27 protein-coding genes and 2 tRNA genes are annotated in these 26,103 nt (G+C 59.2%); 11 read left to right on the top strand and 18 right to left on the bottom strand.

What is annotated here, in order from left to right; genetic code table 11:
* The first annotated feature begins 136 nt into the window (after positions 1-136).
* Positions 137-736: a flavin reductase family protein gene (locus BWR59_RS10485; protein ID WP_081565564.1), complete on the top strand. Its 600-nt coding sequence runs from the start codon at positions 137-139 to the stop codon at positions 734-736.
* 24 nt (positions 737-760) lie between these two features.
* Here the strand turns inward: BWR59_RS10485 and BWR59_RS10480 are convergent, their stop codons facing one another.
* Positions 761-1,111, bottom strand: a complete 351-nt coding sequence (locus BWR59_RS10480; RefSeq protein WP_081565563.1) for a hypothetical protein — start codon at positions 1,109-1,111, stop codon at positions 761-763.
* Positions 1,104-1,598, bottom strand: a complete 495-nt coding sequence (locus BWR59_RS10475; protein ID WP_168184472.1) for a type II toxin-antitoxin system antitoxin SocA domain-containing protein — start codon at positions 1,596-1,598, stop codon at positions 1,104-1,106. The genes BWR59_RS10480 and BWR59_RS10475 overlap by 8 nt, the downstream gene beginning before the upstream one ends.
* 206 nt (positions 1,599-1,804) lie before the next feature.
* Here BWR59_RS10475 and BWR59_RS10470 point away from each other — a divergent pair, with 206 nt between their 5' ends.
* Complete coding sequence (locus BWR59_RS10470; RefSeq protein ID WP_081565561.1) at positions 1,805-2,749, top strand: LysR family transcriptional regulator; 945 nt, start codon at positions 1,805-1,807, stop codon at positions 2,747-2,749.
* On the opposite strand, the gene BWR59_RS10465 is transcribed toward BWR59_RS10470, so the two are convergent.
* Genes BWR59_RS10465 through BWR59_RS10455 form a run of 3 tightly spaced genes read right to left on the bottom strand, consistent with a single transcriptional unit; the run spans position 2,739 to position 7,225 of the window.
* Positions 2,739-4,319 (bottom strand): aldehyde dehydrogenase (NADP(+)), encoded by a 1,581-nt coding sequence (locus tag BWR59_RS10465; RefSeq protein WP_081565560.1) that lies wholly within the window; start codon positions 4,317-4,319, stop codon positions 2,739-2,741. The two genes, BWR59_RS10470 and BWR59_RS10465, sit on opposite strands and share 11 nt — an antisense overlap.
* Before the next feature lie 13 nt (positions 4,320-4,332).
* A complete protein-coding gene (locus BWR59_RS10460) occupies positions 4,333-5,991 on the bottom strand; it encodes a thiamine pyrophosphate-binding protein (RefSeq protein ID WP_081565559.1) in 1,659 nt (552 codons plus the stop codon).
* Positions 5,984-7,225 carry an MFS transporter gene (locus tag BWR59_RS10455; protein WP_081565558.1) on the bottom strand — a complete coding sequence of 414 codons (1,242 nt, stop codon included), beginning with the start codon at positions 7,223-7,225 and terminating at the stop codon, positions 5,984-5,986. Before BWR59_RS10455 ends, BWR59_RS10460 begins: the two co-directional genes overlap by 8 nt.
* Positions 7,226-7,448: 223 nt before the next feature.
* Between BWR59_RS10455 and BWR59_RS10450 the strand changes: the two genes are divergently transcribed.
* Together BWR59_RS10450 and BWR59_RS10445 are read left to right on the top strand one after the other, a co-directional pair.
* Complete coding sequence (locus tag BWR59_RS10450; protein WP_081565557.1) at positions 7,449-7,694, top strand: type II toxin-antitoxin system Phd/YefM family antitoxin; 246 nt, start codon at positions 7,449-7,451, stop codon at positions 7,692-7,694.
* Positions 7,684-7,965, top strand: coding sequence for a type II toxin-antitoxin system RelE/ParE family toxin (locus tag BWR59_RS10445; RefSeq protein WP_081565556.1), 282 nt, complete (start codon positions 7,684-7,686; stop codon positions 7,963-7,965). The genes BWR59_RS10450 and BWR59_RS10445 overlap by 11 nt, the downstream gene beginning before the upstream one ends.
* A 50-nt stretch (positions 7,966-8,015) precedes the next feature.
* Here the strand turns inward: BWR59_RS10445 and BWR59_RS10440 are convergent, their stop codons facing one another.
* The 3 genes from BWR59_RS10440 to BWR59_RS10430 form a co-directional block, all read right to left on the bottom strand.
* Positions 8,016-8,720 (bottom strand): hypothetical protein, encoded by a 705-nt coding sequence (locus BWR59_RS10440; RefSeq protein ID WP_081565555.1) that lies wholly within the window; start codon positions 8,718-8,720, stop codon positions 8,016-8,018.
* A gap of 87 nt (positions 8,721-8,807) precedes the next feature.
* Complete coding sequence (locus BWR59_RS10435) at positions 8,808-9,152, bottom strand: bacteriocin (protein WP_081565554.1); 345 nt, start codon at positions 9,150-9,152, stop codon at positions 8,808-8,810.
* Positions 9,153-9,287: 135 nt separating this feature from the next.
* Positions 9,288-9,364: transfer RNA gene (locus tag BWR59_RS10430), tRNA-Met, on the bottom strand.
* Positions 9,365-9,807: 443 nt separating this feature from the next.
* Here BWR59_RS10430 and BWR59_RS10425 point away from each other — a divergent pair.
* Positions 9,808-11,865, top strand: a complete 2,058-nt coding sequence (locus tag BWR59_RS10425) for a methyl-accepting chemotaxis protein (protein ID WP_081565553.1) — start codon at positions 9,808-9,810, stop codon at positions 11,863-11,865.
* A 178-nt stretch (positions 11,866-12,043) separates the two neighbouring features.
* On the top strand, positions 12,044-12,700 hold the full coding sequence (locus BWR59_RS10420) for a class I SAM-dependent methyltransferase (RefSeq protein WP_081565552.1): 657 nt from the start codon (positions 12,044-12,046) through the stop codon (positions 12,698-12,700).
* A gap of 61 nt (positions 12,701-12,761) precedes the next feature.
* Here BWR59_RS10420 and BWR59_RS10415 read toward each other — a convergent pair whose 3' ends face one another.
* Both BWR59_RS10415 and BWR59_RS10410 read right to left on the bottom strand, forming a co-directional pair.
* Positions 12,762-13,466: a glutathione binding-like protein gene (locus BWR59_RS10415; RefSeq protein WP_081565551.1), complete on the bottom strand. Its 705-nt coding sequence runs from the start codon at positions 13,464-13,466 to the stop codon at positions 12,762-12,764.
* Positions 13,463-14,104, bottom strand: a complete 642-nt coding sequence (locus BWR59_RS10410; RefSeq protein WP_081565550.1) for a TetR/AcrR family transcriptional regulator — start codon at positions 14,102-14,104, stop codon at positions 13,463-13,465. The genes BWR59_RS10415 and BWR59_RS10410 overlap by 4 nt, the downstream gene beginning before the upstream one ends.
* A 153-nt stretch (positions 14,105-14,257) precedes the next feature.
* On the opposite strand from BWR59_RS10410, the gene BWR59_RS10405 reads away from it, so the two are divergent.
* Positions 14,258-14,962 carry a glutathione S-transferase C-terminal domain-containing protein gene (locus BWR59_RS10405; protein WP_081565549.1) on the top strand — a complete coding sequence of 235 codons (705 nt, stop codon included), beginning with the start codon at positions 14,258-14,260 and terminating at the stop codon, positions 14,960-14,962.
* An 86-nt stretch (positions 14,963-15,048) separates the two neighbouring features.
* Here BWR59_RS10405 and ychF read toward each other — a convergent pair whose 3' ends face one another.
* The 8 genes from ychF to BWR59_RS10365 all read right to left on the bottom strand — a co-directional run bounded on the left by ychF (position 15,049) and on the right by BWR59_RS10365 (position 21,886).
* The gene (gene ychF / locus BWR59_RS10400) at positions 15,049-16,149 is read right to left on the bottom strand and encodes a redox-regulated ATPase YchF (protein ID WP_074753529.1); all 1,101 of its coding nucleotides are present in this window, start codon (positions 16,147-16,149) and stop codon (positions 15,049-15,051) included.
* Between the two features lie 21 nt (positions 16,150-16,170).
* Positions 16,171-16,755, bottom strand: a complete 585-nt coding sequence (gene pth, locus BWR59_RS10395) for an aminoacyl-tRNA hydrolase (protein WP_081565548.1) — start codon at positions 16,753-16,755, stop codon at positions 16,171-16,173.
* Between the two features lie 75 nt (positions 16,756-16,830).
* Positions 16,831-17,430 (bottom strand): 50S ribosomal protein L25/general stress protein Ctc, encoded by a 600-nt coding sequence (locus BWR59_RS10390; RefSeq protein WP_081565547.1) that lies wholly within the window; start codon positions 17,428-17,430, stop codon positions 16,831-16,833.
* Between the two features lie 138 nt (positions 17,431-17,568).
* Positions 17,569-18,510: a ribose-phosphate pyrophosphokinase gene (locus tag BWR59_RS10385; protein WP_037018241.1), complete on the bottom strand. Its 942-nt coding sequence runs from the start codon at positions 18,508-18,510 to the stop codon at positions 17,569-17,571.
* 47 nt (positions 18,511-18,557) lie between these two features.
* Positions 18,558-18,632, bottom strand: a tRNA-Gln gene (locus BWR59_RS10380).
* A gap of 36 nt (positions 18,633-18,668) precedes the next feature.
* Positions 18,669-19,535: a 4-(cytidine 5'-diphospho)-2-C-methyl-D-erythritol kinase gene (gene ispE / locus BWR59_RS10375; RefSeq protein ID WP_081565594.1), complete on the bottom strand. Its 867-nt coding sequence runs from the start codon at positions 19,533-19,535 to the stop codon at positions 18,669-18,671.
* 2 nt (positions 19,536-19,537) lie between these two features.
* Positions 19,538-20,155 (bottom strand): lipoprotein insertase outer membrane protein LolB, encoded by a 618-nt coding sequence (gene lolB, locus BWR59_RS10370; protein WP_081565546.1) that lies wholly within the window; start codon positions 20,153-20,155, stop codon positions 19,538-19,540.
* A gap of 3 nt (positions 20,156-20,158) precedes the next feature.
* Complete coding sequence (locus BWR59_RS10365) at positions 20,159-21,886, bottom strand: tetratricopeptide repeat protein (RefSeq protein ID WP_081565545.1); 1,728 nt, start codon at positions 21,884-21,886, stop codon at positions 20,159-20,161.
* A 258-nt stretch (positions 21,887-22,144) separates the two neighbouring features.
* Between BWR59_RS10365 and hemA the strand changes: the two genes are divergently transcribed.
* From hemA to BWR59_RS10345, 4 genes are read left to right on the top strand one after another with little or no spacing between them, the layout of a single operon-like run.
* A complete protein-coding gene (gene hemA, locus BWR59_RS10360) occupies positions 22,145-23,422 on the top strand; it encodes a glutamyl-tRNA reductase (protein ID WP_081565544.1) in 1,278 nt (425 codons plus the stop codon).
* Entirely contained in the window at positions 23,419-24,501 is a 1,083-nt protein-coding gene (gene prfA / locus BWR59_RS10355) for a peptide chain release factor 1 (protein ID WP_081565543.1), read from the top strand. Before hemA ends, prfA begins: the two co-directional genes overlap by 4 nt.
* Positions 24,502-25,335 (top strand): peptide chain release factor N(5)-glutamine methyltransferase, encoded by an 834-nt coding sequence (prmC, locus tag BWR59_RS10350; RefSeq protein ID WP_081565542.1) that lies wholly within the window; start codon positions 24,502-24,504, stop codon positions 25,333-25,335.
* Positions 25,329-26,096, top strand: a complete 768-nt coding sequence (locus tag BWR59_RS10345; protein WP_081565541.1) for a molybdopterin-synthase adenylyltransferase MoeB — start codon at positions 25,329-25,331, stop codon at positions 26,094-26,096. Before prmC ends, BWR59_RS10345 begins: the two co-directional genes overlap by 7 nt.
* Positions 26,097-26,103: the final 7 nt, after the last annotated feature.

The following is a 26,103-nucleotide window of genomic DNA, read 5'->3' as shown; positions in this document are numbered from 1 at the left end:
CGGGAGTGGGAAGAGGTATTTCGCAGCGATTCAGGAACCCGACAGTTTGCCCGGGTCATTGGGATGGAGTTTTCCTGCTGCGACAAACCCTGTAATTTCCGATCACGCTCCTTTTCTCGTTTCAGGATCATTTCCGATGACCGTCTCCCACCGCCGTGCCGTTCCCCTCGCCAAATGCTATCGACTGCTCAACCACGGGCCGACCGTGCTAGTCAGCGCCGCTCACAATGGCCAGCGCAACATAATGGCGGCAGCGTGGGCGATGCCCCTGGATTTTCAGCCGCCGAAAGTCACGGTCGTGCTCGATAAGTCGGTCTGGACGCGGCAGTTGCTGGAAGGCTCGGGTACGTTCGTGATCAACGTGCCGACGCTCAGCCAGGTGGACATTGTCGAAACCGTCGGCTCGACGTCCGGTCTGGAAATCTCTCAGGAGCAGGACATCGACAAATTCAAGGCCTACGGTCTGCAGACCTTCGCGGGCGACATCGTCGAAGCGCCGCTTCTGGAAGGCTGTGCCGCGTGGCTCGAGTGCCGCCTGATGCCCGAACCACACAACCAGAATCAGTACGATCTGTTCATCGGTGAAGTCGTCGCAGCCTGGGCGGATGAGCGCGTGTTCTCCGATGGCCACTGGCATTTCGATGGACACGACGAGCTACGTACGCTGCATCATGTGGCAGGCGGGCATTTCCTGGTGATTGGAGATGAGGTTGTGGGGAAGGTTATTGAGCGTTGATTTTTACCGAACTGCCCGAGCCGTTCATACCGTGGGCTTCAGCGTCTCTCGTAGATACCCCAGGACAAGGCCACCGAATGCGCTACTGAACAGCATGTTATCCATGGATTGCAGCTCGTTCTCTGTCAGCCAGCGCGTGGTCTGTCCGAGTATCTCAGGCGGTCCTGCCATATGCCAGAAACGCACGATCACGAGTGCCGCTAGCAGGATTGCGCCAAAGCGGAGCGCTTGAATGGTAAGAGAATGAACCTCTTTCTTTACCTTGATGGTTGGATCTTCAAGGGCGCGTTCTTCTCTGTGGGCCTTTTTCGATGACTCCGCAATAGAGTCATTGGCCGAGACAATCGCTTGCAGGTTGTCGTTGAGATCAGCCATTGAGTTTGCTGGCTTCTATTTTTTCTTTGTAGTGTTGATCTATCCATTCGTTGGGGATGATTGCTCCCTGATACCGGGCTCCACCGGACAGTCGCCAGGTGCGATCCCAAGGGGTATCAGGCTGGTGAGTCAACGCTGAGAGTTTCAAGCCGTCATCCTTGCCATGGATGCTCCAGACTTTTTCGAGCAGCTCCATCGTCCTTGGATGAGGAGCAGGGTTTTTCTCGTCGCCGGCAATTCCATACCCGGCAATGCTGCAGTCGATCGGGTGACCACGATGGTGCTTTATCCGGCGGTAGAGCTCGGGGATGACGGGGCCATATTTCCAGGCCTGCACCGCATCACTGATGAGGTTTTGAGAGAAGTAACCGCGATGCCAGCCGTGCGCGATATAGACCAGTTTGATCAGCTTCATCGGCGTGACTTCCACGCCTTTCTCGAAGGACTTGTGGATGAAGTAATTGGCGACTGCCTCGCTGCTCAGCATCAGTCTTCTCCTGTAATGTTCTGGATGCAATTCGCCGGGACGTGCCCCACTGATTGCGTGACGTAGTGTACGGAGAGCCGTGGGATACATCTGTAGCAAGCAGCCCATACTCTCGTAGGACGTTGCTGCAATATGTCGCAGCAAAGTTGAATGGCATCGGATAAATTCGGGTTCGCGCTACGCCGACCGCCTCCAAGGATTCCCGCATGAACTCAGACGATCTCGCACTCTTCGCCCAAGTCGCCAAAAGCGGCAGCATTTCCCGGGCCGCCATGGAGCTTGGCGCGGATCAGTCCACGGTCAGTCGGCGGGTGGGACTTCTGGAGGCCGAGCTTGGCGTGCGGTTGTTTCATCGCAGTGGGCGTGGGGTGACGCTGACCGAGCGCGGGCAGCAGTTGCTGGGGTTCGCCAATACCATGAACGACACGCTGGTCGAGGCGGAGCGGGCGATGCGTGACAGTGCCGAGCAAGGGCCAGCCAAACTGTGCATCGCGGCGCAGCCGACGATTGCGCGCATTCTGTTCGGCAGTCTGGGGCATGCGTTGAAGGCGCGTTATCCATTGACTCAAGTGCACTTCGTCGAGGGGCTTGCGGCAGACATTCTGAATCGGTTGAGTGATGGTGCTGTGGACATCGCTATTCTGTATTTGCCCGAACATCCCGGCGCGTTGCAGTTCGATCCGTTGCTCAGCGAAGGCGTGCAATTGATTACTCCGGCGAATTATCCGCTCAAGGGCGATGCGATTGCCGTGCGCGATCTGGGTGACATTCCGCTGATCCTGCCCAGCACTCACCACGGGTTACGAATGATGGTCGAGTCGCTGGCAAACCGTTACGGGTTCTCGGCGAACATTGCGCTGGAATGCGATGGCTCGATTTCCATCACCAAGCGCCTGGTCCTGGAAAACTGCGGTTGTACGGTGTTGCCGGCAGCAGCAGTGGTCGAGGAGGTAAAAGCCGGTCGGTTGAAAAGTTATCGGCTGGAAGACCCGGAAATACGTCGCACGGTGGCGATCGTCTGGCCAAAAAACCGCGTCACCGCCGACGGTCTGTGGGCGGTGACGCAGATCATTCGCCAACGTGCTGCCGATATGGTCGAGCAGGGTACGTGGCCGGGAGCGACGCTGATCTCGGCGCCGGTCAGTCCTTGACCAGTTCCCCGTTCAGCAGGCGCCAGGTTTTCAGCGGATTGCTCTGCTGAAGCGATGGCGGCAGAAGAGAATCCGGAACGTTCTGATAGCAGACAGGACGCAGGAACCGATCAATCGCGGTGGCGCCGACCGAGGTGCTGCGGCTGTCCGAGGTTGCCGGGAACGGGCCACCGTGAACCATCGAATAGCTCACCTCGACACCGGTGGGGAAGTCGTTGAACAGAATCCGGCCGGCCTTGCGCTCCAACGTAGGCAACAACGCCTGAGCGATCGCCTTGTCGCCTTCTTCGAAATGCAGCGTTACCGTCAACTGGCCATCGAATTTCGACGCCACTTTTTGCAGATCGGCCGTGTCCTTGCAGACGATCAGCAGCGCGCTCGGCCCGAAGTTTTCGTCTTCCAGCGCCGGGTTGGCGAGGAAGGTCGCCGAATCGGTGCGGAAGAACGCTGGCTTTGCCTGGAACGAACCTTCTGCCTCACGCCCTTCAGCGACCAGCGTCACCCCCGAAGCCTTGTGCAGGTTGTTCAGACCATTGCAGTAGGCGCCATGAATATTCGGCGTCAGCATCGTGGTCGGCGATTTGTCAGCCAACGCCTTGGCCGCTGCCGAAACGAAGGTTTCCAGCGCATCGCTTTCCAGCGCCAGCAATAGGCCCGGGTTAGTGCAGAACTGGCCCGCGCCCAATACCAGCGACTCGACGAACCCCTTGGCGATGCTTTCTGCGCGTGCAGACAAAGCCGCAGGCAGCAGGAACACCGGATTGATGCTGCTCATCTCGGCATAGACCGGAATGGGTACCGGGCGAGCTTGAGCGGCAGCGACCAACGCGAGACCACCACGACGGGAGCCGGTAAAGCCCACAGCCTGCACCCGCGGATGACTGACCAGCGCCTGACCGACGGAAATATCCTTGTCGATCAGCAGCGAAAACACGCCCTCCGGCATGCCGGTGTCACGTGCGGCTTTCTGGATCACTCGACCAACCAGCTCGCTGGTACCCAGATGCGCCGGGTGCGCCTTGACGATTACCGGGCAGCCCGCAGCGAGCGCCGAAGCGGTGTCGCCGCCTGCGACCGAGAAGGCCAATGGGAAGTTGCTGGCGCCGAACACCGCGACTGGCCCCAGACCGATGCGTCGCAAGCGCAGATCTGCCCGAGGCAGCGGCTGGCGGTCCGGCATTGCGGTATCCACTACCGCACCGTGCCAACGCCCGTCACGCAGCAGGCTGGCGAACAGCTTGAGCTGATTGACGGTGCGCATCCGTTCGCCTTCCAGCCGCGGTTTCGGCAAGCCGCTTTCAAGGTGAACGCGTTCGGTCAGCACGTCACCCAGATCCAACAGCCCTTGGGCGATGGCGTCGAGGAAGGTCGCCCGTTGTTCGTCGCTCAACTGCCGGTAGCTGTCGAACGACGCTTCGGCCAGCTCGCACGCGGCGTTGACGTCGTCCGGCGTGCTGGCGCCGAAGGCTGGCGTGAGCTGCTCCCCTGTCGCTGCGGCGAGGGCAAAAACCTCGCCTCCCTGACCGCGTAACGCACGTTGACCGATGATCGTTTCACCAAGAATCTGCATTGCTCAACACCTCTTAATCAAGACGAGCCTGGGGTGTGATCTGCCGTGGGTCGACACGCAACTCGATCAGCGCGGCGACGCCGGCCTTCTGCGCGCGCTGGAAAGCGGCCGGGAAATCTTCGCTGCGTTCGACCCGCTCGGCATGGGCACCGAAGGATTTGGCGAGGGCGATGAAGTCCGGGTTGGCCAGCTCGGTGGCCGACACACGCCCGGGGTATTCACGCTCCTGATGCATGCGAATGGTCGCAAGCATGCCGTTGTTCACCACAATGACCACTATCGGCGCGTTGTATTGCATTGCCGTGGCCAGCTCCTGAGGGTACATCATGAAACAGCCGTCGCCAGCAAAGCAGATCACGGTTTGTTGCGGATCGTGCAATTTGGCCGCAATTGACGCCGGTAAACCGTAGCCCATGGCGCCGTTGGTCGGGGCCAATTCGGTCGCAGGCTTGCGATAGCGATAGAAGCGGTGGACCCAGACCGTGTAGTTACCGGCGCCGTTGGTGATGACGGCATTGTCCGGCAGCACTTCGTTGAGGTGTGCGACGACCGATCCCATGTCCACACCAGCGAGTTGCGGATGCGGCAATGGCGGGGTCGAGTGCTCCAGATAGTCCGCGCGGGCAGCGTCGGTCCAGCTTTTCCAGGCGCTACTGGCGACCGGCTCAAGTGCAGCGACGGCGTGGGCAAAACTGCTGAGCGACGACAGAATCGGCAGCGTCGACTGATAGACGCGATTCAGCTCCTGAGGATCAGGATGCACATGAATCATCGGCTGTGCCGGCGATGGGCTTTCGATCAATGTGTAGCCTTGGGAAACCGTTTCGCTCAGCCGCGAGCCGATAACCAGCAGCAGATCGCTGCTCTTTACCCGTTCCAGCAATTTCGGCGAGGTGCCGAGACCCAACTGACCGACGTAATGCGGATCGCGATTGTCGAACAGATCCTGACGGCGGAATGAGGCGGCAACTGGCAGATGATTGGCATGAACGAAACGCTGCAAGGCTTTGGTCGAATCGGTGTCCCAGCCAGTGCCGCCGACGATGACCAGCGGTTGTTTCGCAGTGGCCAGCAGTTCGCGCATTTCTTCCAGTGCAACCGAATCCGGTGCGGCCCGAGTGATGCGTACTGGCTGTGCGTCCGCCACGTCCGCCGAACCGAACAGCACTTCTTCAGGCAGCGCAATCACTACCGGTCCAGGCCGACCTGACATGGCGATACTGAACGCCTTGCTGACGATTTCCGGGATGCGCTCGATGCTGTCGATTTCGGTCGCCCACTTCGCCAGGCCACCGAACATTTGCGTGTAGTCGACTTCCTGAAACGCTTCGCGCCCCTTGAAGCTGCTTTCGATCTGGCCAACGAACAGGATCATCGGCGTCGAATCCTGCTTGGCGGTGTGTACGCCATTGCTGGCGTGAGTCGCGCCGGGACCTCGGGTCACGAAACAGATGCCAGGGCGGCCGGTCAGCTTGCCGTAGGCATCGGCCATGTTCGAGGCGGCGCCTTCGTGGCGGGTGACGATGGTGCGAATGGACGTGGCATCGTGCAGCGCATCGAGGACTGGCAGATAGCTTTCGCCCGGTACGCAGTAAATAGTGTCGACTGCGTTACGGATCAGAGCTTCGACGAGAATCTGGCCGCCATTACGCGGTTGCTTGGAATCAGACATGGATTTCGAGTTCCTTGTTACGGGTTTCCGGCAAAACGAGAGCGACGAGGAAGACCAGCACGTATGAGCACGCGGCCCACACGCCGATAGACGCTGCCAGACCGAATGAGGCGCTGGTCAGGCCTACACCGGCAGGCACCAAAGCGCCAATGCCACGACCAAAATTGTAGGAAAAGCCACCAGCAGTGCCGCGAATCTGCGCCGGGAACAGCTCGGTAAAACAGGCGCCCATTCCCGACACGATGCCGGACTGAAACAGCCCCAGCGGAAAGCCCAGCAACAGCAGGCTCCACATCGGCAGGTGCAATTGGGTGTAGACCAGAACGGTAACGGTTGCGCCGGCCGCCGACAGAGCGAAGGTCTTGCGGCGGCCCAGGAAGTCCGAGAGATACGCCATGCCGACATAGCCGCAGAACGAGCCGAAGATGTTCACCGACAGGTACAGCGTGGTCATGCTGATAGTCAGGCCCTGGGTTTCCCGAAGGTAGGTCACCAGCCATGTCAGAATCGTGTAGTTGCCGCCCAGCGCACCTGCAGCCATCAACGAGGCCATGGCGGTCAGTGGAAACACCTTGGGCGAGAAGATCAGCGCGAAGTTGGTCCACAGCGATGTCGTTTCCCGGTATTGGGCGGCGGCCTCGAACGCTTCGGATTCGGCAATGTTGCGGCGCATCCACAGCACCAGAAAGCCTGGCAGCAGGCCGATCAGAAACAGTACTCGCCAGGCGGTGTGATCCGGTAGCAGATTGAACGTCACCCAATACGCCAGCGCCGCCAATGCATAACCCACTGGCCAACCCGCCTGAACCGAACCGACAGCTCGGCCGCGGATGCGCTTGTCGACCACTTCACCGATCAGCACTGCCCCAGCCGCCCATTCGCCGCCGAAACCCAAGCCCTGCAGGCTGCGAGTCAGAAGAAGTTGATGAAAGGAATCGGTGAAAGCGGAGAGGCCGGTGAACAACGAGAACCACAGAATCGCCAGCTTCAGAACCTTGACCCGACCGATGCGATCAGCCAGCAGGCCGGCGATCACGCCGCCGATGGCCGAGGCGATCAGCGCCGACGTACTGATTACGCCCGCTTCGGCCTTGGCCATGCCCCAGACAGCGAGCAAGGTCGGGATCACGAATGCGAACAGCTGAACATCCATCGCATCCAGCGCCCACCCCATGAAACACGCCCAGAACGTTTTCTTCTGGCTGGGCGCCATAGTGCCGTACCACGACTGCATAGAAACTCCATCGCGCTGCTGCGCTGTTGTTATAGGAATCTGGATAGATGCCCGCGATTGGCGGCACCGTGATGGCGAGTATGTGAGAGCGGCGGGGCAGGGCGAATAGCGTGGGCTGCATAGCTGGTATGCGAGAGGTGGGGAAAGTGACACTTAATGGGAGGGGTGATTGTGGATTCGCCATAAAAAGACCAAAATAGCGACCTGTTTTGAGGGTTCATATATGCAAAATGTTTTGGCCGATATCGCTGTCAGCGTTTCCGAATTGAAGAAGAATCCCTCGGCGGTTCTTCGGGGTGCGCATGGTTTGCCTGTTGCCGTGCTCAATCACAACAAGGTCATGGGCTACATGGTGCCGACCGAGGTCTTCGAGGCCATGATGGAAAGGCTGGACGATCTTGATCTGGCGGAGTTGATCAAGTCTCGACAACATGAGGTGCCGTTGTCGGTAAGTCTTGATGACCTTTAAGCTTGAATTTCTGCCATCTGCTCTCAAGGAATGGGAGAAGTTGGGTTCCACACTACGTGAACAACTCAAGAAAAAACTGATCGCTCGCCTGGAGTTGCCCAGGGTGTCTGCCGACGCGCTCTATGGGATGCCCGATCACTACAAGATCAAATTGCGCAGCGCCGGGTATCGGCTGGTATATCGGGTTGAAGATGGGCGAGTTGTGGTGACTGTCGTCGCTGTTGGCAAACGGGAGCGCGGCGACGTCTACGAGGCGGCGAAGAAACGCTGAGAGCACCGGCCAGGCAGCCGTAGCTCTCAGCGGATCGGTAGTTCGAGTGCTTACTGCTGAACCGCGCTATACCCTTCAAACGCAACCTGCTGCTGGATCGCGCTGACGATATTCTTGCGCGTGGCAGGTTGTTCGTTGCCGTCTTTGTCGACAAACACTTCGCTCTGCAGCTCGGCGTCATCGCCTTCACCGATGAACGAGAAGCCGAGGAACTCGAAGGCTTCACGGTCAGCGTTGGCTTTGGAGCGCGGGGTGCGCAGGGGCAGGGTAACGCTGGCGCCGTCCTTGCTGATCACGAACACTTCGGCTTCTTTCTTCGCTCGTGCGGCCTTGCTCTTGCCGCCGCCCGGATTGCTAACCGCCTGATGGGTCTGGTTCAGAACCTTGAGCGCGAGGCTGTAGACCAATTCCTGAAAACTTGGGTCGTCCTTGTAGCTGGACAGAATCCGGCTGATCGGAAATTTGCTGCTCAGGTCTTCCAGCGCGGCCATATCGGCGGCTTCGGCGTCCTTGAGCTGTTTGAGCTGGCCCATCAATTCGTAGGCCTGGTCGTCGTCGAAACGGTCATGTGCCTGACGGATAGCGGTGCGAAGCTCACGAATCTGATCGCTTTCCTTGGCACTCTGGAAGGCATCAAGGACCATTTCGCTGATGGTTTTCGCCTGCGGCACGTGCTGTGAAAGATTGATCGCGTCTTCGTAAGCCTGCTTGGCGCAGAGGGCAGGCACTGCTACGTCGGTATGAGAATCAGACATTGAACATCCATTGCTTCATTAACTGGGTTGCTTCATTAACTGGGTTTAATGGCGAAACGCTCGGAGGCGTTCCGCCAAGAGGGTAAATTATTTACCGCCCAATGCACCACCCGCCGCGCCGCCAAGGCCGGCACCGATGGTCGAGCCATTTGAGCCGCCCAGCTTGTTACCGATGACCGAACCGGCCGCGCCGCCCAGACCGCCGCCGACGGCTGCGCGAGTCTTGTGGCCTTTCTTCGCAGTTACCGCACTGCCAGCGGCACCCGCCAGACCAGCGCCCACGGCGGCACCGTTACTGCCGCCCATCTTCTGACCGATGACATTTCCCAGCGCGCCACCCAAACCGCCGCCAAGCGCATTGGCTGTCGTGTCTGCCATCGCGCCTTGGGTAATCAGAAGACCTAAAACCAGTGCAGGGAGAGTGAAGCGCATGAACTTAACCTCTAACAGTAGGGACAGTGTGATGATCGGGTGACTGGGCAATCTGCAATCGGCAGGCATTAGTCATCCCGTAACAAACAGCCAGAAACAACAAAGCCCGCACGAGGCGGGCTTTGTTGAGGTACTTGGTGGCTACACAGGGACTTGAACCCCGGACCCCAGCATTATGAATGCTATGCTCTAACCAACTGAGCTATGTAGCCAAGTGGCGCGCATTATTCGCTTAGAACGGACATGTGTCAAGCGTCTCTTTAAAAAATTTGTGCGTGTGATCAATCGGTTAGAGATTTAATCCTGATTACCCCCGCAAAACCTGCGGCCTCGTCACTTGGGTGACAGTTTCGCCGTGCGCCGCTGGGTGTTTTTGCCCCACTTTCGAGCACGCCTCGTGCACCGTCTTCGTTCGTGTGCCCATTTAGATGGCTTCGTGCTATCGGTCCGTTTCTTGCTTCCTCCTGCCCCTATGAACCACTCCCAAGCGGGGTGGACGCGTGATCAGATAACCGCAAATGACGTTTTCGACACAGGGGACGGGCGGTTGTCGTTTTCGAAACAAAGACATGGCATTTTGCCTGTAAGAATGTGAGGCAACAGCTGTCGTGGTCACGAGCCGCGACGGCGGGTTGTCCGTGAGGAGTGGTCGGAGATGCAAAGTCTGTTGTCGCCAGGAATCCGTCTGCTTGGACGCTTTGGGTTTGCACGCAAGTTTCAGGTGCTTTTCTTTCTGTTTATCCTTCCATTGGCGGGTAGCCTTTGGATGATCGGGCAGGACTATCGCAGCAAACTCGCTGTGATCTCGGGTGAACAATCAGGAGTTGGCCAGTTGCTGGCGCTTGATGCGCTGGACGCCCAGTTGACCGCGCAACGTAACCGCGCCGCTCGCTGGAAAGCCGCCGATATTCTTCACGACCCGACTCCCGCGGCAAAGGCGGCGATGTCTGCTCTGGATGCTGCCAACCCGACGTTGGTACAAACCCTCGCCAGCTTGGGTGATGAGCTCAAGGCGCGCAACGTCACTGCCGATACTGTGACCCGCTACCAGGCATTGCAGGCCGCGGTCAAAGGCATGGATTCCGAATCCCTGCGCACCGTCGGTTGGTGGCCGGACGGCTACGATCGCTTCACCTCGGCGCTGACCGCACTACAGGCCCTGCGCGAGCAGATCGCCATGGACAATGGTTTGATTCTCGATCCGTGGCTGGAAACCTATCTGTTGATGCAAGTCGCCACCCAGCAGGCTCCGGACCTGATCGAGCGTATCGGGCGCATGGCCAGTGTGGGGCAGTCTTCGGTGGCGTCGGGTCAGTTCACCCTGCAGAGCCGATTGCAGATGCGCGATCTGCGCAGTCGCATCGGCGATGCCCGCGATCAACTGGCCAAGGCCGTTGGGTCCCTTCAAGCCAAGGCCTATCCCGGTATGGAAACCTGGACGCGCCAGTACAACGACAGTCTTCAGCGTCTGGACAGCGAACTGAAAGTGTTGGATGACGGGGTATTCGGTGGCTCGATCAAACTGGACACCACCGCCTTCGAGCGCAGCGTCGACGGCATGCTCGAATCCCTCGCCGCGCTGCGTAATCAGTCGCTGACATCGCTGAACAGCCGCCTGGATTACTACCACGACCGCGCCATCAAGGAGTTCATCCCTGTCGCGGCCACCTTCAGCATTCTGGCGCTGGCCGCGCTGTACTTGTTCATGTGTCTGCAAGCCTCGATCCGTCGCAGTGCGAAGGGCATCACGACCCTGGCCGAGTCTCTGCGCGACGGCAACCTGTGCGTTGAAGTCGCCGTGGAAGGGCGTGACGAACTGGCGGCGATCAGCACGGCGCTCAACGTCGCAGTGGTGCAGTTGCGCACGAGTCTGCTCGGTGTCAATCATGAAACCCAACAGCTTGGCTCCGCTGTTCTGACCCTGAACTCGCAGTCAGGCAGCACGCTGAACGAGGTCGAGGATCAGCAACAGCAGATCAGCCAGATCGCTGCCGCTGCGACGCAATTGGCAGCGACTTCGCTGGGTGTCGCCAAGAGCTGCGAAGAAGCTTCGGGCAGCGCGCAGCACACTCGTCGGATCGCCGAAGACAGCAGCCGGGATAGCCAGCGCACCACGGCCAGCATTCAGCAGCTCAATCAGAAACTGACCGATACCGCCAACGCACTGGGCAAGGTCAGCGAGCAGGGGCAACAGATTCAATCGGTGGTGGACACCATTCGTGGGATTGCCGAGCAGACCAACCTGCTGGCGCTCAACGCAGCCATCGAAGCGGCGCGCGCGGGCGAGCAGGGGCGGGGTTTTGCGGTGGTGGCCGATGAGGTCCGCAGCCTTTCGCAACGCACTCAGGCTTCAACCGCGCAGATCGCCGGAACGGTGGACAGTTTGCGTTCGACAGTCAGCCAGGCGGTGAGCCTGATGGAAGCGGCCTGTGGCCAGGCCGTCAGCGATGCGCAATCGGTAACGGGCCTGGGTGAGCGTCTGGGTGAGATCGCCAGTGCGGTGCAGATCGTGACCAATACCTTGGCGCAGATCGCCACGGCAGTGGAAGAACAGGCTGCCACTGCAGATGAAGTCAGCGGGAACATCCAGCAGGTGGATCAGGCCGCCGGGCGACTGCTCGATGGCGCGCGTGCGGTGAATCATGCGGCTGACACACTGAGTAGAGGTAGCCGAGCGTTGAGCGACAACACCTCGCGGTTCCAATTGAGCTAGGGGACGGTGCCCGAGTCTTGTAGCGGTCCGGCTTGCCGGCGGTAGCGTTTGTTGCGAAACGCTGCGACCGCTACAGATGTGATGGGGTGAGATGAGCGGAAAGACAAAAAACCTTGACGAAGCGTGGGCTTCGTCGTTTTTATCGCAGTCTGATCCACTCACTCCCAAGGCTCATCCCATGACCGACAGCAGTGCCGCTGGTGCGGCGGTCTATTCACCCTTGACCCTGGCCGTGTACGACGCCTGGGTTCTGGGGATCTCCAACCGATACGCGTGGCGTTGTCCGACCAGAGAAGTCCTGTTGCCATTCTTTCGCGCCAACGTGCGCCCTCGTCATCTGGATATCGGCGTGGGCACCGGCTATTACCCGGCCAAGGCGCAGTTGTCCTCACAGACTCATATCACCTTGCTCGACCTGAACCCCAGCAGTCTCGAAGCCGCCAAACGTCGCATCGGCAGGCCCGGGACTCGTACTCTGCAACACGACGTGATGCAGCCGATCCCCGGCGAGGAGCGTTTCGATTCGATTTCCCTGTTCTACCTGCTGCACTGTCTGCCAGGCCCGCTGGACGCCAAGGCGGCGATCTTTGGCAACCTCAAACACAACCTGCAACCGGGCGGCGTACTGTTCGGCGCGACGATTCTGGGCGATGAGGCGCAGCACAACGGGTTCGGCCGCAAGCTGATGCAGGTGTACAACAAGAAGGGAATTTTCGGAAACCTTGGCGATACGCAGGTCGGTTTCGAAGCGCATCTACGTGAGCATTTCCGCGATGTGACGCTCAAGCGAGAAGGGTGCGTACTGCTTTTTCGTGCGGCTCAGCCGATCGTTTGAGGCGTCTGGGATTGTCAGCGGTGTTCATCGCGAGCACCGCTGACCCCGTTCAAAACCGCTCTTACTTCTGCGGGTTGACGGAAGTCTGTCCGAACAGAATCTTCTTGCCTTCCTCAGTCACCGTTGCGCGATTCTGCGACACTTCCTCGCCTTTGGCGTAGGCGCGGACAGTCGCAGGGCGAGCCTGAATCGCGTAGAACCAGCGCTTCAGATTGGGGAAGTCGTCCAGGTTCTGCTGCTGACGCTGCCAAGGTACGACCCACGGGTAGGCGGCCATGTCGGCAATCGACAGATGTTCTCCGGCGATGAAGGTGCGGCCATCCAGTCGACGGTTCAACACGCCATACAGGCGATTGGTCTCGTTGACGTAGCGATTGATCGCGTAGGGAATTTTCTCTGGGGCGTAGACGCCGAAGTGATGATTCTGGCCAGCCATCGGGCCCAGTCCGCCCATCTGCCACATCAGCCACTCGGTGACGGTTTTCTTGCCTCGGACATCGGTGGGCAGGAACTGGCCGGTCTTTTCCGCCAGATACAGCAGAATCGCCCCTGACTCGAACACTGTAATCGGCTCGCCACCATCAGCCGGTGCGGTGTCGATGATCGCCGGCATGCGATTGTTGGGCGAAAAGGCGAGGAATTCGGGTTTGAACTGGTCCCCGGCGCTGATATCCACTGGGTGAATGCGGTATTCCAGGCCTGCTTCTTCAAGGAACAGAGTGATCTTGTGGCCATTGGGTGTGGGCCAGTAATACAGTTCGATCATCGCTGTGACTCCACATCGAGAGGGTGAACGGGGGAAGTAGGGTGTGTGCCTGAACCTGCATCGAGCAAGGCGAGTGCCGGGCGGATGACGCTTTCCAGCAGCGCCCGTTGCGGCCGCGCCCGTGCGAGCACGCGAACGCCCAGCAACACCCCCAGCAGCAGGCGGGAGAGATCCTCCGCTGGCTGTGCGGGGGAAATGGTGCCGTCGTTCTGACCGGCTTCCACGCAACGTCGAAAGAAGTTCTCGGCACGGGTCAGGAAGTCATCGACGATTTTATGCGCATCGGCGTCATGGGGCGCGGCTTCCAGCGCCGAGTTAACCATCATGCAGCCTCGATGCTCTGGATCGCTCATCGAGCGGTCGATGATCTCCGCGAAAAACACTTCGATCGCCTGACGCGGTGTCATCGTGCTTTCCAGCCGAGTGACACGTTCGCCGAAGCTGCTTTCCAGATAGTGCGCCAGTGCCTTGCGATACAGCGCGCGTTTGTCTCCGAATGCGTTGTAGAGGCTGGCGCCGGTGATGCCCATGCAGTCGATCAGATCGCGCATCGACGTCGCTTCGAAACCTTTCGCCCAAAAGCACTGGATAGCGGAATCCAGCACGATCGCTTCGTCGAATTCTCGAGGTCTTGCCATCTTCATTTTCCTTTCGACGCACACGCGGACGTTGCGTCCTGCTCAACAGTTCGCCTAATCTAGATCAACTGTTCTAAAACGCAAAGTCGTTTCTCCGAATGGCTTGAGTTTCAGGATTCCGATCGCGACGCACACCCACAAGAGGCGAATGCCATGATCCGTTTTTACTTCCACCCCACACCCAATCCGGCCAAGGTCGCTCTGTTTCTGGAAGAGTCGGGCCTTGAGTACGAACTGGTGCCGGTCGACACCAGCAAGGGCGAGCAGCATTCCCCTGAGTTCCGCGCAATAAACCCCAACGGTAAAGTGCCAGCGATCATTGACACCGAAGGGTCGGGTGGCAAGGAAGTGCGGGTGTTCGATTCCAGCGCGATCCTGCTGTATTTGGGCGAGAAAACCGGCCAGTTCATGGGCGCAGCAGAAGACAAGCCAGAACTGCTGTCATGGCTGTTTTTCATTGCCTCTGGCCTTGGGCCGTTCTCTGGTCAGGCCGTGCATTTCCAGTACGCCGCGCCAGAGGGCAACGACTACGCCATCAATCGTTATCGTCGGGAAATCGAGCGTCACTACGAAGTGCTCGATATTCACCTGGCGGGGCGCGATTACATTGTGGGCAATGAATACACCCTCGCCGATATCTCGACCTGGGGCTGGCTGATCCGCGCGCCTCGCGTGATGAAAGGTTCCGAAGATGCGCTGGCAGAGTATCCAAATCTCAAGCGATGGTTCGAACGCGTCGATGCCCGCCCTGCAGCCGCACGGGCAAAAGATGCAGGCAAGGATCACGCGTTCAAGAAAGACATGGACGAGCAGGCGAAGCGCGCGCTTTTCCCGTCGAACTATCCGAAGGCGGGCTGATCGGCTGGAAAAACCACGCGCAACAAAAAGCCCCCGAGTGGGGGCTTTTTGGGAGGGGTATCTGGAATACCAGACGCGCGCTCTGATCAGACGTTGAAGCGGAAGTGCAGGACGTCACCGTCCTTGACGATGTAGTCCTTGCCTTCCAGGCGCCATTTGCCTGCTTCCTTCGCACCGGCTTCACCCTTGTACTGGATGAAGTCGTTGTAAGCGACGCACTCGGCGCGGATGAAGCCTTTTTCGAAGTCGGTGTGGATCACGCCAGCGGCTTGTGGTGCGGTAGCACCGACGCGGACGGTCCAGGCGCGGACTTCTTCGACACCGGCGGTGAAGTAGGTCTGCAGGTGCAGCATTTCATAGCCGGCGCGGATCACGCGGTTCAGGCCAGGCTCTTCGAGGCCCAGAGCTTCGAGGAACATGTCCTTTTCTTCGCCGTCATCGAGTTCGGCGATTTCGGCTTCGATCTTGTTGCAGACCGGCACCAGCATTGCGCCTTCTTCTTCGGCGATGGCACGGACTACGTCCAGGTGCGGGTTGTTCTCGAAGCCATCTTCGGCGACGTTGGCGATGTACATCACAGGTTTGGTGGTCAGCAGATGGAAGCCCTTGATCACCGCTTTCTCATCGGCGCCCATGTTCTTCATCAGGCTGCGTGCTGGCTTGCCCTCGGTGAAGTGGGCGATGAGTTTTTCCAGCAGGCCTTTCTGGACCACCGCGTCCTTGTCGCCGCCCTTGGCATTGCGCGCGACTTTCTGCAGTTGTTTTTCGCAGCTGTCGAGGTCGGCGAAGATCAGTTCCAGGTCGATGATCTCGATGTCGCGTTTCGGGTCGACGCTGTTGGAGACGTGAATCACGTTCTCGTCTTCGAAGCAGCGGACCACGTGGGCAATGGCATCGGTTTCACGGATGTTGGCCAGAAACTTGTTGCCCAGGCCTTCACCCTTGGATGCGCCGGCTACCAGGCCTGCGATGTCGACGAACTCCATCGTGGTCGGCAGGATGCGTTTCGGGTTGACGATGTCGGCCAGCGCCTGCAGGCGTGGATCGGGCATGGCCACGATGCCGCTGTTCGGCTCGATGGTGCAGAAGGGAAAGTTCTCCGCCGCAATACCGGATTTGGTCAGGGCGTTGAACAGGGTGGACTTGCCGACGTTGGGCAGGCCGACGATGCCGCAGTTGAATCCCATGGTGTTTCCCCTCGAGTGATGTCAGGCCTTCTGGCTGTGCAGGTTTTTCATCGCGCGGTTCCATTCACCGGCGAGGATATCCGGCAGCACGCCGAGGGCAAAGTCGATGCTGGCATCGAGTTTTTCCTGTTCGGCGCGTGGCGCACGACCCAGGACGAAATTTGAAACCATACTGGCGACGCCCGGGTGGCCAATGCCAAGCCGCAGGCGGTGGAACGTGTTCTGGTTACCCAGCTGCGCAATGATGTCGCGCAACCCGTTATGTCCGCCGTGGCCGCCGCCCTGTTTGAGCTTGGCGACGCCAGGTGGCAGATCCAGTTCGTCATGCGCCACCAGGATTTCTTCGGGCGTGATGCGGAAGAAACCGGCAAGAGCCGCTACGGACTGGCCGCTACGGTTCATGTAGGTGGTGGGGATCAGCAGACGAACGTCTTGGCCCTGATGACTGAATTTAGCCGTCAGGCCGAAATATTTGCGGTCAGCGGTCAGGTTGACGCGCTGTGCGCTGGCAATACGCTCAACGAAAAGAGCCCCTGCGTTATGCCGGGTCTGTTCGTATTCGGGGCCGGGGTTTCCCAGGCCGACGATCAGTTTGATGGCGGTCACGTCAGGGGCTCTTCCTTGGGTCGAGGGTGATGACGCAGCGCGTCATCACTTGTTCAACCGGCGTGCGAGTAATGATTACTCGGCAGCGCCTTCTTCAGCTTCAGGAGCAACGCGTGGAGCGTGAACGTTGGCAACTGCTTTGTCATCACCGTGAGCCAGAGCTACGAACTCAACGCCTTTAGGGGCTTTGAGGTCCGACAGGTGGATGATGGTGCCGATTTCGGCGTTAGCCAGATCGACTTCGATGAACTCAGGCAGGTCTTTCGGCAGGCAGGAAACTTCGACTTCCGAAGTCACGTGCGAGATCTCGCCGCCTTTCTTGACCGGTGCTTCTTCGTTGATGAAGTGCACAGGAACGATAGCGGTCAGCTTCTGGCCAGCAACAACACGGATGAAGTCGGCGTGCATGATGAACTGCTTGGCAGGGTGACGCTGCATCGCTTTAACGATCACGTTTTGCTTGGCGCCATCAACGCTCAGTTCGATAACGTGGCTGTAGGCAGCTTCGTTTTCGAACAGTTTGGCCATTTCTTTGGCCTGGATGGTGATCGAGATTGCTTCTTTGCCGCCACCGTAAACCACGGCAGGGACTTGGGCGGCGAGACGACGCAGGCGGCGGCTCGCACCTTTCCCCAGGTCAGTACGCGCTTGGGCGTTCAGAGTAAAGTCAGTCATTTTGTATCTCCAAAATAGCCATCACCGAGTGGCGTTTGCGACCAGCGTCAACACGGTATGGGCAAAAAAGCCCCGCCCCAACGTGAGTGTTGGGGCGGGGCGCTTTTCGTCAACGGATGATTCGAAAGGGCAGGGCCCTTATCGGAACATCGCGCTGATCGATTCTTCGTTGCTGATGCGACGCATCGCTTCAGCGACTACCGGTGCGATATCCAGTTGGCGGATACGGTCACAGGCTTGTGCTGCAGCGGACAACGGGATGGTGTTGGTCACCACCAGTTCGTCCAGCACGGAATTTTCAATGTTCTCGATCGCGCGACCCGACAGCACAGGGTGTGTGCAGTAGGCAAAGACCTTGGCTGCGCCATGTTCTTTCAGGGCTTTGGCCGCGTGGCACAGAGTGCCAGCGGTATCGACCATGTCGTCGACGAGAATACAGGTACGACCTTCGACGTCACCGATGATGTGCATCACTTCGGAGTGATTGGCTTTCTCACGGCGCTTGTCGATGATCCCGAGATCCACACCCAGGGATTTGGCAACGGCACGTGCACGCACGACGCCACCGATATCCGGGGAAACGATCATCAGGTTTTCGAAGCGTTGGTCTTCGATGTCATCCACCAAAACCGGGGAGCCGTAGATGTTATCTACTGGAATATCGAAGAAGCCTTGAATCTGGTCAGCGTGAAGGTCAACGGTCAGCACCCGGTCGATACCGACGACGGTGAGCATGTCCGCAACCACTTTAGCGCTGATAGCCACGCGAGCGGAACGCGGACGGCGATCCTGGCGGGCATAACCAAAGTAAGGAATAACAGCAGTGATACGAGTAGCCGAGGAACGGCGGAAGGCATCAGCCATCACGACGAGTTCCATCAGGTTATCGTTGGTCGGAGCGCAGGTCGGCTGAATAATGAAGACGTCTTTACCGCGAACGTTTTCATTGATCTCAGCGGTAATCTCGCCGTCGGAAAACTTGCCGACAGAAATGTCACCGAGAGGGATATGCAGCTGACGTACGACACGCCGAGCCAGATCGGGGTTGGCGTTCCCCGTAAAGACCATCATCTTGGACACGCGCAGTACCTGGAGGCTTAGGGTATGCCTGGATGACTATAGGAAAATGGCAGGGGCGGCTGGATTCGAACCAACGCATGGCAGGATCAAAACCTGCTGCCTTACCGCTTGGCGACGCCCCTGTATCTGTTGCAACGAATGCCTGGCATTCGGTTCTCTTAGAGCAGTGTCTGTAACTTGCGATGCAACATCGAAACGTTGCTTCCCTTTGCTACAAACCCTGTAAGGGTCTCTGTAAGAAGGGCCGAGACTTTATCAGCTTCAGCTTTGTTTGGGAAGGCCCCAAACACACAACTTCCAGTTCCGGTTAATTTTGCTTCGGTAAATTTACCTAACAAATTCAAAGCGTTACGTACATCTGGATAACGCCTTGCTACAACCGGTAAGCAGTCATTTCGACTGTTTCCCTTGGGAACGGGGCGCACTTTAATGGGAGGAGTGTCACGTGTCAACAGTGGATCTGAAAAAATTTCTGCTGTACTTACAGATACTTGCGGCACAAGCACGACATACCACGGTTCTTCGGGGGTTACAGGGGTGAGGATTTCGCCTACGCCCTCGGCAAAAGCGGCGTGCCCTCGCACGAAAACCGGGACGTCAGCCCCCAGCTTGAGCCCTAGCTCGGCCAGACGATCTTCGTCCCAGCCCAGTTGCCAAAGATGATTGAGCCCCAGCAGAGTGGTCGCGGCATCTGAACTTCCGCCGCCGATTCCCCCACCCATGGGCAGCACTTTCTTCAGCCAGATATCGACGCCCAGTTCACAACCGGACTGCTCCTTGAGTGCGCGCGCTGCTCTCACGATCAGATTGCTGTCGTGAGGAACGTCAGGGATTTGCGTCTGCAAACGAACGTCGCCATCGTCACGAAGAGCGAAACTCAGTTCATCGCCGTAGTCGAGAAACTGAAAGATGGTCTGCAGCTCGTGATAACCGTCCGCCCGACGGCCAAGAATGTGCAGCATCAGGTTCAGTTTGGCCGGAGCGGGCAGGGTCAGGCGTGGCGTGTCTTGATGGGGCAGCGACATCATCATTGCCCCAGTTTGCGCGGTTGCCAGTCCTTGATGACCAGCGTGACATCCAGATCCTGGCCGTGCAGTTTCATGCGCTCGGGCAGCGTGTAGCCGTTCTGTTCGGTGTAGCTCAGGTATTCGATCTGCCAGCCGTCCTGCTCGAGATTGGACAGGCGACTGTCGCCATCCAGGGTCAGGCTGCTTTTGCTGTCAGGGGCGGGCAAGCCGCGGACCCACCAGACCAGATGCGAAACCGGCAGCTTCCAGCCCAGTTGATCCTTGAGCAGGGTTTCCGGATCCGGCGCCTCGTAACGGCCTTGATTGGCGACTTCCAGCGACACCGCGCCGGGGCGGCCGGTCAGGCGTGCGGCGCCACGACCGAGCGGGCCGGAGAGGCGAATGTCGTAGTAATCCTGACGTTGCAGCCAGAATAACGTGCCGCTACCCGAATCCTTGGGCGCGCGAATGCCGACCTTGCCGTTGATCTGCCAGCCGTCGAGGCTGGCGAGTTGTTCTTTATTGGCCCGCCATTTATTGGCGTCGCCCTTGCCCTGAACGGCTTCGTGGGAGGTGATGCCCGCACAGCCGGCGAGCAGGGCGATGAGGCTGAATGCAAGTACGTGGCGCAATAACATAAATCAGAGAGTCTCGGAGCCGGTCAGGCGTTTCAAGGTGCTGCGCAGGACCGGACTGTCAGGTTGCTGTTCGAGGGCTTTGCCCCACACTTTGCGAGCTTCACGTTGTTGGCCCTTGGCCCACAACACTTCACCCAGGTGTGCGGCGACTTCATGGTCGGGGTAACGCTCCAGCGCTTCACGCAGCAGGCGTTCGGCCTCGTCAAGATTGCCCAGGCGGTAGTTGACCCAGCCCAGGCTGTCGAGCACGGCAGGGTCTTCCGGATTGAGCTGGTGCGCCCGTTCAATCAGTTCCTTCGCTTCGGCGTAGCGGGTGGTGCGATCAGAGAGGGTATAACCCAGCGCGTTCAGCGCCATGGCGTTGTCCGGCTCGCGTTTGAGAATCGCCCGCAGATCTGTCTCCATCTGCTTCAGGTCATCGCGTTTCTCGGCCAGCATGGCGCGGGTGTAAAGCAGGTTCAGGTCGTCCGGATACTGCTTCAACGCCTGGCTCAACACCTGCCAGCCACGATCGCTCTGGTTGTTGTTGGTCAGGGTTTCTGCTTCGATCAGATACAACTGAATGGTGTAATCGGGCTGGTCCGCACGGGCCTGGGCCAGACGTTTCGAGGCCTCGGCGGTGCTGCCGTTGCTCATCAGGATATCGGCCTGACGCAGCTGTGCGGGCAGATAATCATTGCCCGGCCCGACCTGGCCGTATTCGTTCAGCGCGTTCTGTGGATCATTGCGCTCTTCATAGATGCGGCCAAGATTCACATGGGCCGAATCGACATGGCTGCCACGGGCGACCAGATCTTCCAGATAGCCCTGGGCTTCATCCCAGGCTTTGTTTTCAAGGCAGACCAGCGCCAGCGAGTAACGCAGTTCATCGTCATCCGGATATTGCTGAACCAGGCTGGAAAACTGCACTTTGGCGTCTTCCATACGGTTCTGCTCAACCAGCATGCGTGCGTACGTCAGGCGCAGACGCTTGTCGTCCGGGTATTTCTTGATGCTTTTTTCCAGCAGCGGCAATGCTTCCTTGCCGCGATTCATGCTTTGCAGCAGACGCGCGCGCAGCAGGATCGGCGCAACTTCGCCTTCGCCCGGCGGGTTGTCCTCGAGCAGTTTCAGCGAGGCGGCGCTGTCACCTTCCTGTTGCAGCAGCAGGGCCTTGCCGAAAATCAGCTGGCCGTTCTTCGGGTATTTGGCCAGCAAGCGGTCGAAGCTGGCGAGCAGGCCTTTGCGGGTATTGGAGTCGGTTTCCGCCGCCGACAATGCCAGGAAGTCGAAATGGGTATCGCCCTGGCCCTGCAGCACCTTCTCCATATAACGCATGGAGTCATCGTAGCGACCGGCGCGGGCCAGCTGAATGGCTGCGGCGCGTTGCGCTTCGAGGTTGCCCGGGTCGTTTTTCGCCCAGATCATCGAGGTGTCCAGAGCGGCCTGGTCGGCGCCCAGATACTCGGCAATACGGAACGCGCGCTCGGAGATGCCAGGATCCTGGGTCTTGATCGCCTCGGTCACGTAGTTGTCCAGCGCAATGTCGAAGCGATTGCGTTGTCCGGCAAGCTCGGCGGTCAGCAGGCTGACGACCGTTTCCTGGGTGAACGAACCATAAACCTGGGGTTTGGCCTCAGGTGCGGGCGTCGCTTCTTTCGCCGGAGCAGCAGGCTCCGTGGAAACAGGGGCCGTAGACTGACAGCCACCAAGAACGACAAGGGCAAGGAACAACGCGGAGGATTTATTCATATAGAAGAGAGGGCGGCTTACCTGCGGTTTGGAAGCATCATGACACAAGGCAGGGAGCAAACCCACAGCCCGCGCGAAAACTACGAACCCGCTATTTACAGCCTGCGCTTGGACAATTTGTCGCAGGCGCGGCGCCGCAAAGCGGATCTCTATAGGGACAATAGACGGTCCTGGTCGTTCTGAATGTATTGCGGTGGTTGTCCTGAATCTATTGAAGTAGGACAATTGCCGGCTTCACGTCACCATCAGCGACCTTGAATGGCCTTTCTTGCACTGGGTATCAACCATAAGACTGCATCAGTGGATGTCCGCGAGCGCGTGGCATTTACGCCTGAGCAGTTGGTCGAGGCATTGCAGCAGCTGTGCCGCCTGACCCAGAGTCGCGAAGCGGCCATTCTTTCGACCTGCAATCGCAGCGAGCTTTATATAGAGCAGGATCAGCTCACCGCCGACGTGGTGCTGAACTGGCTGGCCGATTATCACCACCTCAATATCGACGAATTGCGCGCCAGTGCCTATGTGCACGAGGAAGACGCGGCCGTGCGACACATGATGCGCGTGGCTTCCGGGCTCGATTCGCTGGTGCTGGGCGAGCCGCAGATTCTGGGGCAGATGAAGTCCGCGTATGCCGTGGCCCGCGAAGCCGGCACCATCGGGCCGTTATTGGGGCGTCTGTTTCAGGCGACATTCAGTGCCGCCAAGCAGGTGCGCACCGACACGGCCATCGGCGAAAACCCGGTTTCGGTCGCTTTTGCGGCGGTCAGCCTCGCCAAGCAGATCTTCAGCGACCTGCAACGCAGCCAGGCATTACTGATCGGCGCCGGCGAAACCATCACGCTGGTCGCCCGACACCTGCACGATCTGGGGGTCAAGCGTATCGTTGTCGCCAACCGCACGCTGGAGCGCGCAAGTATTCTGGCTGAAGAGTTCGGCGCCCACGCGGTGCTGCTGGCCGATATCCCGGCTGAGTTGGTCAACAGCGATATCGTCATCAGTTCTACCGCCAGCCAGCTGCCGATCCTGGGCAAGGGCGCGGTGGAAAGCGCGCTGAAACTGCGCAAGCACAAGCCGATCTTCATGGTCGATATCGCTGTCCCCCGTGACATCGAACCCGAAGTCGGCGAACTGGACGACGTTTACCTGTATACCGTGGACGATCTGCACGAAGTCGTCGCGGAAAACCTCAAGAGTCGTCAGGGTGCAGCCCAGGCGGCCGAAGAACTGGTAAGCGTGGGCGTCGACGATTTCATGTCGCGCCTGCGCGAACTGGCGGCGGTTGATGTGCTCAAGGCCTATCGTCAACAAAGCGAGCGCCTGCGGGACGAAGAGCTGCAAAAGGCTCAGCGCATGCTCGCCAACGGCAGCAACGCCGAAGATGTACTGATGGCGCTGGCACGTGGCCTGACCAACAAATTGATGCATGCGCCAAGCGTGCAACTGAAAAAGCTGTCTGCCGAAGGCCGCGTCGATGCGCTGGCCATGGCCCAGGAACTCTTTGCCCTCCATGAGGGCTCCACGGATAAACCCCCGCAATGAAAGCTTCACTGCTCAATAAGCTGGACGTGCTCAGCGACCGTTTCGAGGAATTGACCGCGCTGCTTGGCGATGCCGAAGTCATTTCCGATCAGACCAGATTCCGCGCCTACTCCCGTGAGTACGCCGAAGTCGAGCCAGTAATCCAGGCCTACAAGCAACTGCTGAAAGTGCAGAGTGACCTCGAAGGTGCCCAGGCGCTGCTCAAGGACAGCGACCCGGACATGCGCGAAATGGCGGTCGAGGAAGTGCGCGAGGCCAAGGATCGACTGGAGGTTCTGGAAGGCGATCTGCAGAAGATGCTGCTGCCCAAGGACCCGAACGACGGTCGTAACGTGTTCCTGGAAATCCGGGCTGGCACCGGTGGTGACGAGGCGGCGATATTCTCAGGCGACCTGTTCCGCATGTACTCGCGTTATGCGGAGCGTCGTGGCTGGCGGGTCGAAATCCTCTCCGAGAACGAAGGCGAGCATGGCGGCTTCAAGGAAGTCATTGCTCGGGTCGAGGGCGAGAATGTCTATGGCAAACTGAAGTTCGAGTCCGGCGCGCACCGTGTACAGCGTGTGCCCGAGACCGAGTCCCAGGGGCGCATCCATACCTCTGCGTGCACGGTTGCCGTATTGCCCGAGCCTGACGAGCAGCAGACTATCGAGATCAACCCGGCCGACCTGCGTGTCGACACCTATCGTTCCTCAGGTGCCGGGGGGCAGCACGTCAACAAGACCGATTCGGCGATTCGCATCACGCACTTGCCGACCGGTATCGTCGTTGAGTGTCAGGAAGAGCGTTCCCAGCACAAGAACCGCGCTCGGGCCATGGCCTGGTTGTCGGCCAAGCTCAACGACCAGCAGACCGCCGCCGCCGCCAACGCGATTGCCAGCGAACGCAAGTTGCTGGTGGGTTCTGGCGACCGCTCCGAACGTATTCGCACCTACAATTTCCCTCAGGGGCGAGTGACGGATCACCGCGTGAACCTGACCCTTTATTCGCTGGATGAAGTTTTGGCCGGCGGGGTCGATGCAGTGATAGAACCGTTGCTTGCCGAGTATCAGGCAGATCAACTTGCGGCACTGGGTGAGTAAATGACCATCATCGCCAGCTTGTTAAGAAACGCAGAACTGCCGGATTCTCCGACAGCCCGTCTGGATGTCGAACTGCTGTTGGCGGCTGCCCTGGGCAAGCCTCGCAGCTTTCTGCACACCTGGCCGGAGCGTATTGTCAGCACCGAAGCCGCGCAGGCATTCGAGGGTTACCTCAAGCGCCGACGTACCGGCGAGCCGGTGGCTTACATTCTCGGGCAACAGGGTTTCTGGAACATCGACCTTGAGGTCGCGACCCACACGCTGATCCCGCGTCCGGAAACCGAAATGCTGGTGGAAACCGCACTGGAACTGGTGCCAGGGGCGATCCCTCATCGCTTGCTCGATCTGGGTACTGGCACAGGCGCTATCGCCTTGTCGCTGGCCAAGGACCGTCCGCAGTGGACAGTCACAGCGGTGGATCGCGTCGAAGAAGCGGTCGAACTCGCCGAACGCAACCGCCAGCGTTTGCATCTGAATAACGCTCGGGTGCTGCAAAGCCACTGGTTCAGCGCCGTGGAAGGCCAGCGTTTCGATGTGATCCTGAGCAACCCTCCTTATATAGCGTCCAGCGACCCGCATCTGGTCGAAGGCGACGTGCGTTTTGAGCCGAGCAGTGCGCTGGTGTCAGGTGCCGACGGCCTGGACGACCTGCGCCTTATCGTCTCCCAGGCGCCGGCGCATCTGGAAGCCGGTGGCTGGCTGTTGCTGGAACATGGCTACGATCAAGGCCCGGCGGTGCGTGAACTGCTCAACCGTCACGGTTTCGAGCAGATTCAGACGCGGCGCGACCTGGGTGACCACGAACGCATCACCTTTGGCCGCGTGCCGTGCTGACCGACGAAGAGCTGCTGCGCTACAGCCGGCAGATCCTTTTGCAACAGGTCGACATCGACGGCCAGTTGCGCCTCAAGCAGAGCCGCGCGCTGATCATCGGCGTCGGCGGGCTGGGTTCTCCAGTGGCGTTGTATCTGGCCGCTGCCGGTGTCGGTGAATTGCATCTGGCGGACTTCGATACGGTCGATCTGACCAATCTTCAACGCCAGATCATTCATGACAGCCAGAGCGTGGGCCAGAGCAAGGTCGATTCGGCCATCGCCCGCCTGACAGCCATTAACCCCGAAATCAGGCTGGTTGCTCATCGGGCTGCGCTGGATGAAGATTCCCTCGCCGCCGCGGTCGAAGCAGTGGATCTGGTACTCGATTGCTCCGACAACTTCACTACCCGCGAAGCGGTCAACGCGGCCTGCGTTGCAGCGCGCAAACCTTTGGTCAGCGGCGCGGCGATTCGTCTTGAAGGACAGTTATCAGTCTTCGACCCACGTCGCGCTGAAAGCCCGTGCTATCACTGTTTGTATGGGCATGGCAGCGAGACGGAGTTGACCTGCAGCGAGGCAGGCGTCATCGGGCCTTTGGTGGGATTGGTCGGCAGCCTGCAAGCGCTGGAAGCTCTTAAGCTGCTGGCCGGTTTCGGCGAGCCCATGGTCGGTCGCCTGTTGTTGATCGACGCGCTGGGTACACGATTCCGCGAGCTGAAAGTCAAACGCGATCCGGGTTGCAGCGTCTGTGGCGCGGGGCCTGAACAACCTCATGGATAGAACGGTC

This window comes from Pseudomonas sp. Bc-h, assembly GCF_002080045.1.
In the GTDB taxonomy this organism is placed as follows: Bacteria; Pseudomonadota; Gammaproteobacteria; order Pseudomonadales; family Pseudomonadaceae; genus Aquipseudomonas.
This window is presented reverse-complemented; position numbering and strand designations above follow the sequence as displayed.

What these genes read in the sequence shown, in the direction of transcription:
- BWR59_RS10485 (WP_081565564.1), top strand. Translation starts at nt 137, where the DNA reads ATGACCGTCTCCCACCGCCGTGCCGTTCCCCTCGCCAAATGCTATCGA.
- BWR59_RS10480 (WP_081565563.1), bottom strand. Translation starts at nt 1,111, where the DNA reads ATGGCTGATCTCAACGACAACCTGCAAGCGATTGTCTCGGCCAATGAC.
- BWR59_RS10475 (WP_168184472.1), bottom strand. Translation starts at nt 1,598, where the DNA reads ATGCTGAGCAGCGAGGCAGTCGCCAATTACTTCATCCACAAGTCCTTC.
- BWR59_RS10470 (WP_081565561.1), top strand. Translation starts at nt 1,805, where the DNA reads ATGAACTCAGACGATCTCGCACTCTTCGCCCAAGTCGCCAAAAGCGGC.
- BWR59_RS10465 (WP_081565560.1), bottom strand. Translation starts at nt 4,319, where the DNA reads ATGCAGATTCTTGGTGAAACGATCATCGGTCAACGTGCGTTACGCGGT.
- BWR59_RS10460 (WP_081565559.1), bottom strand. Translation starts at nt 5,991, where the DNA reads ATGTCTGATTCCAAGCAACCGCGTAATGGCGGCCAGATTCTCGTCGAA.
- BWR59_RS10455 (WP_081565558.1), bottom strand. Translation starts at nt 7,225, where the DNA reads ATGCAGTCGTGGTACGGCACTATGGCGCCCAGCCAGAAGAAAACGTTC.
- BWR59_RS10450 (WP_081565557.1), top strand. Translation starts at nt 7,449, where the DNA reads ATGCAAAATGTTTTGGCCGATATCGCTGTCAGCGTTTCCGAATTGAAG.
- BWR59_RS10445 (WP_081565556.1), top strand. Translation starts at nt 7,684, where the DNA reads ATGACCTTTAAGCTTGAATTTCTGCCATCTGCTCTCAAGGAATGGGAG.
- BWR59_RS10440 (WP_081565555.1), bottom strand. Translation starts at nt 8,720, where the DNA reads ATGTCTGATTCTCATACCGACGTAGCAGTGCCTGCCCTCTGCGCCAAG.
- BWR59_RS10435 (WP_081565554.1), bottom strand. Translation starts at nt 9,152, where the DNA reads ATGCGCTTCACTCTCCCTGCACTGGTTTTAGGTCTTCTGATTACCCAA.
- BWR59_RS10425 (WP_081565553.1), top strand. Translation starts at nt 9,808, where the DNA reads ATGCAAAGTCTGTTGTCGCCAGGAATCCGTCTGCTTGGACGCTTTGGG.
- BWR59_RS10420 (WP_081565552.1), top strand. Translation starts at nt 12,044, where the DNA reads ATGACCGACAGCAGTGCCGCTGGTGCGGCGGTCTATTCACCCTTGACC.
- BWR59_RS10415 (WP_081565551.1), bottom strand. Translation starts at nt 13,466, where the DNA reads ATGATCGAACTGTATTACTGGCCCACACCCAATGGCCACAAGATCACT.
- BWR59_RS10410 (WP_081565550.1), bottom strand. Translation starts at nt 14,104, where the DNA reads ATGGCAAGACCTCGAGAATTCGACGAAGCGATCGTGCTGGATTCCGCT.
- BWR59_RS10405 (WP_081565549.1), top strand. Translation starts at nt 14,258, where the DNA reads ATGATCCGTTTTTACTTCCACCCCACACCCAATCCGGCCAAGGTCGCT.
- ychF (WP_074753529.1), bottom strand. Translation starts at nt 16,149, where the DNA reads ATGGGATTCAACTGCGGCATCGTCGGCCTGCCCAACGTCGGCAAGTCC.
- BWR59_RS10390 (WP_081565547.1), bottom strand. Translation starts at nt 17,430, where the DNA reads ATGACTGACTTTACTCTGAACGCCCAAGCGCGTACTGACCTGGGGAAA.
- ispE (WP_081565594.1), bottom strand. Translation starts at nt 19,535, where the DNA reads ATGTCGCTGCCCCATCAAGACACGCCACGCCTGACCCTGCCCGCTCCG.
- lolB (WP_081565546.1), bottom strand. Translation starts at nt 20,155, where the DNA reads ATGTTATTGCGCCACGTACTTGCATTCAGCCTCATCGCCCTGCTCGCC.
- BWR59_RS10365 (WP_081565545.1), bottom strand. Translation starts at nt 21,886, where the DNA reads ATGAATAAATCCTCCGCGTTGTTCCTTGCCCTTGTCGTTCTTGGTGGC.
- hemA (WP_081565544.1), top strand. Translation starts at nt 22,145, where the DNA reads ATGGCCTTTCTTGCACTGGGTATCAACCATAAGACTGCATCAGTGGAT.
- prfA (WP_081565543.1), top strand. Translation starts at nt 23,419, where the DNA reads ATGAAAGCTTCACTGCTCAATAAGCTGGACGTGCTCAGCGACCGTTTC.
- prmC (WP_081565542.1), top strand. Translation starts at nt 24,502, where the DNA reads ATGACCATCATCGCCAGCTTGTTAAGAAACGCAGAACTGCCGGATTCT.